The organism is Anaerovorax odorimutans DSM 5092, from assembly GCF_000426305.1.
In the GTDB taxonomy this organism is placed as follows: domain Bacteria; phylum Bacillota; class Clostridia; order Peptostreptococcales; family Anaerovoracaceae; genus Anaerovorax; species Anaerovorax odorimutans.
The window spans coordinates 34,948-48,180 of the sequence record NZ_KE384518.1; the positions used below are offsets into that span (position 1 = coordinate 34,948).

General features: G+C 32.3%; 11 protein-coding genes, 1 pseudogene and 1 riboswitch. All 12 genes and pseudogenes read right to left on the reverse strand.

Features of this window, described 5'->3' with window-relative positions; translation table 11 throughout:
• Positions 1-5: 5 nt before the first annotated feature.
• Entirely contained in the window at positions 6-1,343 is a 1,338-nt protein-coding gene (gene fliI, locus K292_RS0112900; RefSeq protein ID WP_245570869.1) for a flagellar protein export ATPase FliI, read from the reverse strand.
• The gene (locus tag K292_RS17215; RefSeq protein WP_051280738.1) at positions 1,315-2,112 is read right to left on the reverse strand and encodes a FliH/SctL family protein; all 798 of its coding nucleotides are present in this window, start codon (positions 2,110-2,112) and stop codon (positions 1,315-1,317) included. Before K292_RS17215 ends, fliI begins: the two co-directional genes overlap by 29 nt.
• Entirely contained in the window at positions 2,096-3,106 is a 1,011-nt protein-coding gene (gene fliG, locus K292_RS0112910) for a flagellar motor switch protein FliG (RefSeq protein ID WP_027400170.1), read from the reverse strand. The genes K292_RS17215 and fliG overlap by 17 nt, the downstream gene beginning before the upstream one ends.
• Positions 3,099-4,673 (reverse strand): flagellar basal-body MS-ring/collar protein FliF, encoded by a 1,575-nt coding sequence (gene fliF, locus K292_RS0112915; protein ID WP_051280740.1) that lies wholly within the window; start codon positions 4,671-4,673, stop codon positions 3,099-3,101. Before fliF ends, fliG begins: the two co-directional genes overlap by 8 nt.
• A gap of 82 nt (positions 4,674-4,755) precedes the next feature.
• The gene (gene fliE / locus K292_RS0112920) at positions 4,756-5,058 is read right to left on the reverse strand and encodes a flagellar hook-basal body complex protein FliE (protein ID WP_027400172.1); all 303 of its coding nucleotides are present in this window, start codon (positions 5,056-5,058) and stop codon (positions 4,756-4,758) included.
• Positions 5,059-5,079: 21 nt separating this feature from the next.
• Positions 5,080-5,517 (reverse strand): flagellar basal body rod protein FlgC, encoded by a 438-nt coding sequence (gene flgC / locus K292_RS0112925; protein ID WP_027400173.1) that lies wholly within the window; start codon positions 5,515-5,517, stop codon positions 5,080-5,082.
• A gap of 273 nt (positions 5,518-5,790) precedes the next feature.
• Positions 5,791-5,875: riboswitch (cyclic di-GMP riboswitch) on the reverse strand.
• A 194-nt stretch (positions 5,876-6,069) separates the two neighbouring features.
• Positions 6,070-8,034: an elongation factor G gene (locus K292_RS0112930; protein WP_027400174.1), complete on the reverse strand. Its 1,965-nt coding sequence runs from the start codon at positions 8,032-8,034 to the stop codon at positions 6,070-6,072.
• A 173-nt stretch (positions 8,035-8,207) separates the two neighbouring features.
• Positions 8,208-9,374, reverse strand: coding sequence for an RNA-guided endonuclease InsQ/TnpB family protein (locus K292_RS0112935; RefSeq protein WP_027400175.1), 1,167 nt, complete (start codon positions 9,372-9,374; stop codon positions 8,208-8,210).
• Positions 9,334-9,540 (reverse strand): annotated as a pseudogene (locus tag K292_RS18390) (IS607 family transposase); the annotation flags it as partial. The gene K292_RS0112935 and the pseudogene K292_RS18390, both read right to left, overlap by 41 nt.
• A gap of 606 nt (positions 9,541-10,146) precedes the next feature.
• Positions 10,147-11,019 carry an L-serine ammonia-lyase, iron-sulfur-dependent, subunit alpha gene (gene sdaAA / locus K292_RS0112950; RefSeq protein ID WP_027400176.1) on the reverse strand — a complete coding sequence of 291 codons (873 nt, stop codon included), beginning with the start codon at positions 11,017-11,019 and terminating at the stop codon, positions 10,147-10,149.
• Positions 11,020-11,070: 51 nt separating this feature from the next.
• Positions 11,071-11,733 (reverse strand): L-serine ammonia-lyase, iron-sulfur-dependent subunit beta, encoded by a 663-nt coding sequence (gene sdaAB / locus K292_RS17220; protein ID WP_037373215.1) that lies wholly within the window; start codon positions 11,731-11,733, stop codon positions 11,071-11,073.
• 101 nt (positions 11,734-11,834) lie between these two features.
• The gene (gene asnS, locus K292_RS0112960; RefSeq protein WP_027400177.1) at positions 11,835-13,229 is read right to left on the reverse strand and encodes an asparagine--tRNA ligase; all 1,395 of its coding nucleotides are present in this window, start codon (positions 13,227-13,229) and stop codon (positions 11,835-11,837) included.
• Positions 13,230-13,233: the final 4 nt, after the last annotated feature.

Genomic DNA, 13,233 nt, shown 5'->3' on the forward strand with positions numbered 1-13,233 from the left:
ATAAACTACGTACTTAAAATATCTATCATTTCTTTGACAATTTCATCATATTCAAAAGTCTCATCTTTTCCTTGCTTTAAAAAATTATTCACTGTATCTATCTTAGAAATAGCAAAATCCAATTTTTTATTTCCTCCCGATTTGTATGCTCCAATTGAAATCAAATCTGCATTTTCTTCATATTTAGCTAAAATATCTCTTAACTTTGATGAAGCTTCCAAATGTTCTTTTGAAACAATTGCATCCATTAATCTTGATATACTTGAGCTTACATCTATTGCGGGAAAATGATTTTTATGTGCCAATTTTCTGGATAGAATTATATGTCCATCCAAAATCCCTCTCGCTGTATCTGAAATTGGCTCATTTGTATCATCACCTTCTACCAAAACGGTATATATTCCTGTAATGGAACCGCTGTCAAAGTTACCGCTTCTCTCAAGCAATTTAGGCATTTCTGAATAAATAGATGGTGTATAACCCCTTGCTACAGGAGGCTCTCCTACAGCAAGTCCTATTTCTCTTTGCGCCATGGCAAATCTTGTAAGTGAATCCATCATTAAAAGGACATCGTTACCCTGATCTTTAAAGTATTCTGCAATGGCTGTTGCTACAATAGGACATTTCATTCTAAGCATGGCAGGCTGATCTGATGTTGCAACAACTACTATTGATCTTTTTAATCCTTCCTCACCTAAATCTCTTTGTATAAATTCTCTTACTTCTCTTCCTCTTTCACCCACCAACGCTATTACATTAATATCGGCACAAGAATGTCTTGCAATCATACCAAGCAAAGTACTTTTTCCAACACCGCTTCCTGCAAATATACCAATTCTTTGACCTTTTCCAATTGTTATCATACCATCTATTGCTTTTACACCAAAATCTAATCTTTGTGTAATAGGTGGTCTGGAAAGAGGATTGATATAATTACTTTCAACACTGTAATAACTTTTAGCTATAAATTCATCAAGTCCATCTATAGGCTTTCCCATTGCATTAATAATGCGACCTCTTAGGAAGTCTCCAACGGGGATTTTTAATCTCCTGTTTGTGTTCTTTATAAAATTACCTGCCCCGATACCATTTGTGGAGTCATAAGGCATAAGTATAGTTCTGTCTGATTTAAATCCTACTACCTCAGCAATAATTTCTTTTTTTCCATCTTGAGTAGAAATAATATTAATATCTCCTATATTAGCCTTTATACCAGATGCTTCAATAGTCATTCCCACAATATTTTCAATTTTTCCAATATGCTTTACTGTCTCTGTTGTTTTAATCAAATCGGCTAAATCACTGAAATTCAACTTATTCTCCTCCATGATGCTTGCTTTCATCTAATATTTCTTTTATATTTTCAAGCTGTGTATCCACACTAGCATCAATAATTTGATCGGGTAATTCTATAATACATGTTCCCGGCTGTTCATTTTCCATAAATACAACCTTTACATGAGGTGAAATTTGCCCAATGGCCTCTAAAAATTCACTTTCACCCTCTACATTCAAACTTGCTTCATAATTTGAAATATGAATCCTTGCCCATTCCTTATTTTTAAATTTTTCTGTAGCCGATATAATCATCTTCGTAATAACTTCTGAACTGGATTTCAAACTAATTTTTATAATTTTTTCAGCTATTATCAAAACAAGGTTACAAAGCTCATCATACTGCTTATCTATAAGTTCTTCTTTTTTTCTTTCTAAATCTGCAATAACTTGTTTTAGCTCTTGCAAAAACTTCTCGGACTCTTTTTCAAGCCTTAATTTATTTTCTTTAACAGCAATTTCTTCTCCTTGAATTCTTCCTTTAGCAAGCCCCTCTTTATAGCCCTTTTCTTCTGCCTCTAATAGAATTTTCTCCGCTTTTTTTTCTGCTTCTTCTAATATTTCAGCAGCTTTTTTCTTGCTGTCTTCTATTATTTGATCTGCTAATTTTAAATTATCTTCACTATCTTCATTTTTTTCCTCATTTGTATTAGAATTTTCTTCATCCAATGCTTCTTCACTGCTTTCCATGTCACTGGTTAAATCAGAAGAAAAAGAATAGGGCACTACTCTTGGTGTTCCAGTTTTTGAATCTATAAAACTAGGCAATAATATCATCCTTTCCACCTTTTGTAATCACAAGTTCCCCTTCATCTTCAAGACGTCTTATGATTGCCACAATTCTCTGTTGTGCTTCCTCAACATCTCGAATACGTACATTATATGTGTATTCAAGATCAGACTTAACAGTTTCAGCCATACGGCTGGACATATTAGCAAAGAATACTTCTGAAACTTCTTGGTTTGCACCTTTTAATGCATATACCAAATCTTGTGAGTCCACCTCGCGCAGGAATTTCTGAATAGCTCTGTTATCCAAAATAGTAATATCTTCAAATACAAACATCTTCTTACGTATTTCGTCTGCAAGTTTAACATCTGTTTTACTAAGTTCATCAAAGATAAATTTCTCATTTCCTCTGTCCATATTATTCATAACATCTGCGATATAATCTACACCGCCAATTTGAGTGAAATCTACAGACAGAACAGAAGCAAATTTCTTTTCCAATGTTTGTTCAACAGTTTTAATTGTTTCAGGCGAAGCACTATCCATTTTTGCAATACATTCAACTACTTTTATTCTCTTTGATTTAGGAAGCTCCGAAATTACATCTGAAGCTTGATCGGCTCTTGCATATGATAAAATCAGTGCAATAGTCTGGGGTCTTTCATGCTGTATGATTGCCAAAAGATGCTTGCTGTCTGTTTTCCTTATAAACTCAAACGCTCTTGTCTTTAAAGATTTTGTAATTCTATCTAAAAGTGAAGTTGCTGTTTGAAGTCCAAAGGCTTTTTCAAGTACACTTTTAGCATACTCTAAGCCCCCATCTGTAATAACTTTCTTAGTTAAACATAATTTATAAAAATCATCCAAAACACTTTCATTTTGTTCTGAAGGAACACGCTTTAATTTCGCCACTTCAAGTGTAAGTGTTTCTAAATCTTCTTCATTAAGATATTTATATATTTTAGAAGCATTTTCAGCCCCTAAGGCAATAACAACTGTAGCAGCTTTTTGAGCTGGCGTTAATGCAGGAGTATTACTCATTTTCCTCTTCTCCTCTTAACCATGATTTAATCAGTTGAGCTGATATTTCCGGATTATTGCTTGCAAAGTCTCTGATTTCATCTCTGAGCTCTGACTCTCTTGTAGGCTTTATGTCTTCAACATTGATACTTAATACACCTTCTTCAAGGCTTTCTTCTTCCGTTTCTTCTTTAGCTTTTTTCCTCTTCTTAGAAATAATTACAGCTAAAGCAATTATAATTATAAGTAATAAAATTATACCTAGCAAAATAAATTTCCCATATTTAGATTCTTTAACAAAATCACTTATATCATTCCAAACACTGGAAGCTTCTTGTTTATCTTCTGAATAGAAAGCAGTATTAAAAATAGATATTTTATCATCAGCAGCATTTACATCTATACCTGCTGCATGAGCAATAAGTTTCTTCAATTCTGCCGTTTTTGTGGCAGTCAGATCTTGACTGTCCACTGCCACGGAAACGGTTAAGTCTGTTAAAACCCCCGAATCACTTTCCACTTGTTCTTTTACTTGGTTTACAAGATAATCCAATGCTTTCTCATCTTTAAAATATATTTCATTCCCATCGGTAGTAATTCCCGGATAAATAGGAACATCTGCATTAGTTTCCGATCCCGGAATTCCGCCTACTTCATCTTTATCTCCTATAACTTCCTGGGAGGTAACCTCTTTTGATGGAATACCTTTATTATCTTCTGTAGTAGGCAAGTAATTTGTAATCTCTTTTATTTTCTTATCTATATCCACTGTAGCATTCACTGTAACACGCACATTGTCTTCACCATAAATTGTTCTTAGAAGATGTAAAACTTTAACCTTAGTACTATTTTCGATCTCTTTTTCTAAGTTTAATTTTAGTCTGGCAGAACCTTCCTGTGTATTATTTTCTGATGTAGAAACTTCCATTCCGTCTCCGTCAACAATTACTACATTCTCCATATCCATACCGGGGATACTTTTTGCCACGAGCCTTTGAATACCCTTTACTTGTTCAGCAGATGGAGAACCTCCATCCTCTGTAATTACCACAACAGAAGCACTGCTTTCCACCTTATCTTTTTCCAAAACATATTTCTTATCACTGCCTATGGCAATAGTTACTGTAGCATCTTTTACATTATCAAAAAGCCTTATGGTAGATGCTAGTCTCTCTTGTAAATCGTATATTTTATAGCTGTTTTTCTCGAAATCCGTTGACATTAGATCTACGTTATTTTTAAATATATCATATGTCAATCCGCTTTTAGGATATCCTTCGGATACTAAAGTAGCTTTCAGCTCTTGTTCCTGATCTTCAGGAACTAAAATAGTGCCGTCTTCGTATTTATAATCAACTTGGCTTTCCTGCAATTTACCCATAATTTCTGTAGCTTCTTGATCATTTAAGTTTGCAAATAAGGTTGCATATTCCTTATTATTTAAAATAGCCGTAATAACAAAAGCCAAAACAATCACAATAACCAAGATTGCTGCTGCTATAACCTTGGTTTTTCTGCTGTATTTGGCATTTATTTCCACAATTTGCTTTTTTAAATTTTGAAAGTTTTCTTCAATTTTTTCTCGCAACTTTTAAGTTCACCTCAAATCTTATATTTTAGTGTCTTTTAATTGTTCAGATATGGCATATTTTAATACAGATTTAAAAATGCTATAGATTAATTCTCATAATTTCACTATATGCATCCATTGCTCTGTTTCTCAATTGTACCATCATCTGTAATGAAAGCTGCGCTTTTGTTATATCAATTTGAAGATTATGTAAATCATCACTCTGACCTGTTGCTAAAAGTGCTACATCAGAGTTTACTTTTTCATCAGTCTCAGCTACATTTTTTATTGCATCCTCAAAAACAGATTTAAAAGGAACTTGTGCTCCTTCACTGCTATAGTCTTTTTCGTTAAATTTTGTATTTTGAATTCCATCAATTTTATTAATGTCTGTAATAAACATCTAACTTTCCTCCACACACTTTTATCTTCCTATTTCAAGAGCTCTACCTGCCATTAATTTTATTGCATTTAAAGCTGTAACATTTGCATCGTATGCTCTGGTTGCTGACATACTATCAATAGTCTCTTTTAATATATCCACATTAGGCATCATAACGTAACCCTGCTCATTTGCATCAGGATGATCCGGATTATAAACGCTTTTAAATGGTCTTTCATCTTCTACAATCTCGCTGATTCTAACACCTGCATTCGAATTTTTATTCATTGCCGTTACTAATTGAGATCTAAAGCTTCCTGAACCAATTGGCTCAAAAACCACCATTTTCCTACGATAAGGCCCTCCGCCTTCTGTTCTAGTGGTATCAATATTTGCTATATTCTCTGAAATAATATCTAATCTTGTTCTTTGTGCTGTCAATGCTGAAGCACTGATGTTCATTGAGTTTAAAAAGGACACTTATCACACACCCTGCCTTTCGTTACATTTTATATTATTCAATTACCAAAATAGTTAAATATATTTTACATTTATCGACAATGTTTTGCAAGCATTTTGTAAAAGTTCTGAATACTTTAGAAACAATTTACACAAATTTAACTTAATATTGTTCATATTTTTACAAAATATTAATCCATTTGTTTAATTTAAATAATCTTTCAGTTAAAAGCTTTCAAAATTTGCACAAAAAATATTCTCGCACACCTATGCACAAGAATATATTCCTGTATCATTGGCGGCATGGCAATCATAGCATAATAGCCTTAGACCCATTGCTTTGCGTCCTAATTTTTCAATTAGTTTGCCTTTTTCAATTTATAAAATATAATATCTATTTTAACGCTTTATTACTTTACTATTATATAAATTAATGAATAAATGTCAATAGTTTATGCACAAAATGACATATATCTGCACAAGTTGACAAACTGCACATGTTTTTTACAGCAAAAAAAGTACCTTCCATTAAATCAAAGGTACTTTTTAAGTATTAATATTTATTCATTTTAATTAACGATTAGACTCAATTTCATCTTTATGTTCTTCAATAATTTTTTCTGCCAGAAAAGCAGGTACTTCTTGATATCTTTCAAACTTCATGTTAAAACTTCCTCTTGCTTGAGTCATTGAACGAAGAATAATTGCATATTTAAACATTTCTTTTTGGGGTACTTCTGCCAAAACTTTCTGACCGCCCGATTGTAATGGCTCCATGCCTAAAATTTTACCCCTTCTTTTATTCATATCGCCCATAATATCACCCATGTATTCATCCGGTACTAAAATTTCCACATGCATTACGGGTTCAAGAAGAACTGGTTTTGCTTCTACTATTCCTTTTTTAAAAGCTAACGATGCGGCAATTTTAAACGCCATTTCATTTGAATCAACATCATGATATGAACCATCATATAGTTCAGCTTTTATATTTACAACTTTATATCCTGCTAAGGGACCTTTTTCCATAGACTCCCTTAAACCTTTTTCTATTGCAGGTACATAGTTCTTTGGTATTGATCCACCAAATAAGCTCTCCACAAATTCAAAATCCTGATCTGATGGGGAAAATCTAATATGTACATCTCCATATTGTCCGGCACCTCCGGATTGTTTCTTATGTTTACCTTGAACATCCGATTTCCCTTTAATGGTTTCTCTATATGGAATTTTTTGATCCATAAGCTTTACATTAACGCCAAATCTATCTTTTAATTTCGCAATTATAATCCCAATTTGGATTTCTCCTTGACCACCTATTAAAGTTTGGTGGGTTTCATTATTTCTTTCAATTACAAACGATGGATCTTCTTCCTTTAACTTAGATAAACCTGTGGCAATTTTCTCTTCATCACCTTTATCCACAGCTTCTATTGCCATATATAATGAAGGTTCCGGAAAGTCAAGAGGCAGATATCTGATCTCATCACTTTTATCACATAAAGTATCCCCAGACAGAGTATGCTGCAGTTTTGAAATAGCAACAATATCTCCAGCTTCTGCATAATCTAATTCAAGCTGTGTTCTTCCTCTTACAAAAAATAACTTGCCTAGTTTCTCCGGTTTGCCTGTCCTTTCATTTAATACTTCTGTCCCTGAATTAATTTTCCCTGTAATAACTTTCATCAATGAAATTTTCCCAACAAAAGGGTCTGCAATTGTTTTAAATACAAAAGCGGACATAGGTGCATCTACAACAGAGAGTTTCTCAACTTTTTCATTCTTATCATTGAATCCATAGTATGGACCATGTTGATATGGGGTTGGAACATATGTAATGAGAATATCCAAAAGGCCTTCTATTCCATGACCTAAAGAAACAGCTGAAGAGCATACAGGTACAATACCTCCATCCGAGATACCTTTTACAAGACCTTCTTTAAACTCTTCATCTGTAAACTCTTCACCACTGAAATATTTTTCCATTAATGAATCATCAGTCATAGCAATGGCTTCTTTTAGTGCTTCATCTATTTCTGCCGAAACAGGATAACTAAAAGGAATCAAAGTATCTCCAAACTTTTCTTTTAATTCTGCAAAAGTTTTATGAAAATCAAATTCATCTTTATCCCTTTTATTTATAACTATAAATCTTGGCATTTTATATCTTTCACAAGCTTTCCAAGCATGCTCTGTTCCTACCTGAACACCTGCCCCGGCATCCACTAAGATTACTGCAGCCTCAGAGGCTCTAAGAGCAGCATTTACTTCTCCTATAAAGTCAAAGTAACCTGGGGTATCAATAAAATTAATTTTGCTGTCTTTCCATTCTACGGGAACAACTGAGGTATTGATTGAATACCCTTTTTCAATTTCCATCTTATCATAATCGGAAACTGTATTCCCATCTTCAACTTTGCCAATACGGTTTATTACACCTGTGGCAAGTAAAGCGGCTTCTAGTAATGTAGTTTTCCCACAACCGCCGTGTCCAATAAGTGCAACGTTTCTAATTGTTTCGCTAGTATAGCCTTTCATGTTTTGACCTGCTACTCAAAATATGGACAAATATATACCCATATCGAGAATTTTGTTGCTTCGACCTATATGCTTTCGTATTAGATTTTTCTAATTACTACTCACAAGTTCTTGTATAGTCCACAACCGTAAATTCCGACCTAGCCAGCCGTACATACTTATAATTTGCTTGATTATGCAATTTTATAAGTTTTAGCATCTCTCAAATTAAGACTTGCATTATAATCCCTATCCCTTGTATATCCACATTTATCACAAATATAAACTCTATCTGAAAGTTTTAAATCCTTCTTAATACTTCCGCATTGATGGCATATTTTAGATGATGAATACCATCTGTCTACAATTCTTAATTCAATTCCTAATTCTTTGCATTTTACTTCTAATTTAGTTCTAAATTCATAAAACTTTTGTGAAGCAACTGCTTTTGAAAGATGTCTATTCTTCATCATACCCTTTATATTTAAATCTTCTATTGTAATATAAGATGGCTTGATTTTTACTATCTCATTAACAATTTTATTAATATAATCAGTACGAATATTTTCAATTCTTTGATGAAGTTTTTGTACTTTTAGCTTTTGTTTGAATATATTTTGTCTAGCAGCTTCTCCTTTCAATTTTTTATTTCTTTGTTTCAAACTTTCATATTTCCTCGAAAGTTTTCTTTGTTCTCTTTTTAATTGCTTCTCTAATTTAATCAATTGTTGTGTTTTATTAATATTTTTCTTAATTAAACCATTACTGCAGATTGCAAAATCTTTTAAACCTAAATCAATACCTATACCCTCTTTATCAAGAGTAGTTTGATTTATATCATTTTCTTCTATCAAAACTGACACATAGTATCTACCAGCTTTATAAGAAACCATTCCACTCTTAATAATTTTATTTGTTGGTATATATCCTTTTTCTTTTAATCTAACCCAGCCTAATGTAGGAATTTTTATTCTATGTCTTTCACAAGGAATAATTACTTTTGCATCGGTTTTAACAAAATACATTTTAACATCGGATTTATTTTTCTTTTTAAATCTCGGAAATTCACTCTCGTGTTTAAAAAACCTTTTAAATGCTCTATCTGCATTCATAATAGATTGTTTTACTGATTTACTACTAACTTCTTTAATCCAAGAATATTCTTGATTCCTTGGAATAAACTCATTATTCAACCATTTTGAAAAATCCATACCTGATACAAACTTCTTTTCTTTTTCATAAATTTCTTTGTTGTGAGCTAAATAAAAATTATAAACATATCTGCAAACACCAATTGTTTTATGGATAATTATTTTCTGCTTATTTATTGGATTTATTTCTGTTTTGTAAGCTTTTAACAATTTCCTTATCTTCCTTTGTCTGTTTTTTATACTTTCTAAGCCCGTAAATCTCACAAGAAAAAACATGTATTATTGATATTAAATCGTTTACTAATTCTTCTTGCAGTGGTAGTTTTTAATTATTAACAATAATAATTTCTACTCCGTTAAACATTAAAAACCTTTCACTTTACCTTCGTTATCCCATCACTGACGTGTTTTAGCAGATACACCTATCATTTCTTCAAACTCTTGTGGTTTATATATATTCATAAATTCATCTTCTTTATGTGTATCACTTTTGTCTATTTTTATCAATGTATTTATTAATTATTTATTTCTCCCAAAATATTTTTTTCAGATAGTTGATTTAAGTATATCATTTGATAGATTAAATATCAATTCTTTATTCAAATTATTCTGATAATTACTTTGCTGTAAAAAATAAACAAAGTAATTAGAAATTTATTACTTTGTTTATTTTTTTATCCATTATATTATTTTTTGCTTTTTAAATTTAGTGATTCTGAAATAAATTATAGCAAAATTTTTATAGATAAACTCTAATCTATACCTCCACTTTTTCAGCAGGCTCATTCTCCTTTGAAAAAGCATAAACAGATTTGTCAATAACGATCATAATATCCGTCCTTCCTTTTTTCTAAAAAATAATATTAATATTATATATTAAATAATATCACGAATCTAATAAAGTACACTTGCCAATTTCTGCAAAATTTGCAATTTAAAACAGCTTCCGTCAAAAAGCTGTTTCAATAATAAATTTAATTTATTAATACTTATCACAAAAGTTTCCAAGCATTTTTCCTGTTTTTGTAGCTGCTATTCCTCCCAGTGCTGTTTCTCTTAGTTCCATAGGAAGCTTTTTCCCTACTCTATACATAGCTTCTATAATTTCATCTGTTGGTATTCTGCATTTCATCCCTGCCAATGCTAAGTCCGCACTTAAAAGGGCATTTACTGCTTGTGAAGCATTTCTCTGTGCACAGGGAATTTGTACCAATCCACCAATAGGATCGCAAATCAATCCCATAACATTGATTAAAGCAAGTCCACATGCTTCTGCTGCCATTTGCGGCGTCCCTCCATAGAGTTCCACCGCTCCAGCTGCTGCCATTGCAGCCGCCACACCACATTCAGCTTGGCAACCGCCTTCTGCTCCTGAAACTGTAGCATTTTTAGTAATAACAGCACCGATACCTGAAGATACTAAAAGCGCTTTTAAAATTTCTTCTTTTGTCTTATTTTTTTCTTCGGCAACAGAGATAATAACTGCCGGAACAATGCCGCATGAACCAGCAGTAGGCATAGCACATATTTTCCCCATAGAAGCATTTACTTCACTACAAGATAGTGCTCTAGCCATTGCCATATTAATTAAACTTCCGCAAATGCTTTCACTTTTCTTTATATAATTGTAATGATTAGAAGCTATACCTGCAATTAAATTTCCTTCTGAGTCAGCACTTTCAAATAAAGCCTTATTTGCTGAATTTACCATTACTTCATATCGTAACCACATATCATCTAAAATTTCTTCTTTATTTCTTTCAGAAAGCTCTATCTCATTTAATAATATAATTTCTGATAAAGATTTATTTTCCTTTTCGGTCAAAATAAGCAATTCTTTTATATTGCTGTACATTTTTTTCCTCTTTTCAATAATATAATTCAAAATTTTATTATCATTTATTAGTTACATATTAATAGTATTTACAGAATAAATATCCCTATTTTGTTCTAATCTATATATAATTTCTTCAGGTATTTTTTCATCCAGTTCAATTACACATGCTGCATTTTCTTTCTTTTTCATTCTGCTTACTTTCATAGTAGCAATATTAATTTTATATTCAGATAGTATACTCGTAATAAAACTTATTATACCTTCCTTATCTCTCTGCCTGATAAAAAGAGTTGGATATTCATCTCTGATTTCAGTTTTATATCCATCAATTTGATTAATTGTAATTTCTCCGCCACCTATTGATGAACCGCAAACAATTCCCAGTTGTTTATCTCCTTTATAAAAGGTTATTTTAACGGAATTTTCATGCATGCCTTCTAAATTAATTTTATAAAACTTATATCGGAGATTCCTTTTATCAGCAAGATAAAAGGCATTTATAATATTTTCATCATCCTCCATAAGACCGAGTACACCTGCAACCAAAGCTTTGTCAGTACCATGTCCTGTTCCTGTTTCAGCAAAAGAAGCATGCAAACCAAAGGTAACATAATCAAATTCATAATTTACAAGCCTACTTGCCGTTCTTGCCAATCTTACCGCTCCTGCTGTGTGAGAGCTTGAAGGACCAATCATAACAGGTCCTGCGACTTGAAAAATACTTATATTCATCCTTCCATCCTTTTAACATAATCTTAATGCAATTACAGTAACTATAAATGCAATTAGCAGCCTTACTGCTGAAACAAATACTGACTCTAATAATTATAAGGTTAAAACTCTGCTGTCTTAGGTGTACGAGGGAATGGTAATACATCTCTAATATTACTCATACCTGTAATATACATGATAATTCTTTCAAAACCAAGACCATACCCTGCATGCTTTACACCACCGTATTTTCTTAAATCTAAATACCACCAGTAATCTTCTTCTCTCAAGCCTAATTCTTTAATACGGTCAACAAGTCTTTCATAACGTTCTTCTCTTTGACTTCCTCCGATAATCTCACCTACTCCCGGTACAAGAAGATCCATTGCGGCAACAGTATTATTATCTTCGTTCATTCTCATATAAAAAGCTTTGATCTCTTTTGGATAATCTGTTACAAATACAGGTTTTTTGAATATTTCTTCAGTAATATATCTTTCATGCTCTGTCTGCAAATCAATACCCCATTCCACAGGATATTGGAAATCATGATTAGACTTTTTAAGCAAATCTACCGCTTCAGTATATGTTATCTTTGCAAAATCTGAATTTACAATATTATTTAATCTGTCTAATAATCCTTTGTCTATAAAACTGTTAAAGAATTTCATTTCCTCATGGGCATTTTCTAAGATATAATTAATAATATATTTAATCATGCTTTCTGCAAGTTCCATATTATCATTTAGATCAGCAAATGCCACTTCCGGTTCTATCATCCAAAACTCCGATGCATGTCTTGCAGTATTTGAATTTTCAGCTCTGAAAGTAGGTCCAAAGGTATATACATTTCTAAAAGCCAAGGCAAAAGTCTCAGCTTCAAGCTGCCCACTAACTGTAAGGCTTGTCTCTTTGCCAAAAAAATCTTCACTATAATCAATACTGCCATCTTTTGTTTTAGGTAAATTATTCAAATCTAAAGTTGTTATGCGAAACATCTCTCCTGCACCTTCGCAGTCACTTCCCGTAACTATAGGCGTGTGTACGTAAACAAAATTATTCTCCTGAAAAAATTGATGAATAGCATAAGCAGCTAATGAACGTACTCTGAATACTGCTGAGAAAGTATTACTCCTTGGTCTTAAATGTGCAATTTCTCTTAAAAATTCTAAACTATGTCTCTTTTTTTGAAGTGGATAATCCGCAGTTGATCCAGCTTCTACAATAATCTCTTTTGCTTTTATTTCGAATGGTTGTTTTGCTTCAGGAGTTAATGTCAGCACACCTCTTACACATAAAGCTGCAGCAATAGGTGCTTTGGAAATTTCCTCGAAGTTTTCTATAAATTCACTTTCATAAACTATTTGAACGGATTTAAAATAGCTACCATCATTTAACTCTATAAATCCAAACTTATTTGAGCTTCTGTTGGTTCTTATCCATCCTCTCACAATTACTTCTTTTTCTTTATAAGATTCTGTGTTTTTGTATAATGCTCTCAACTGAATATCTTTCATAACT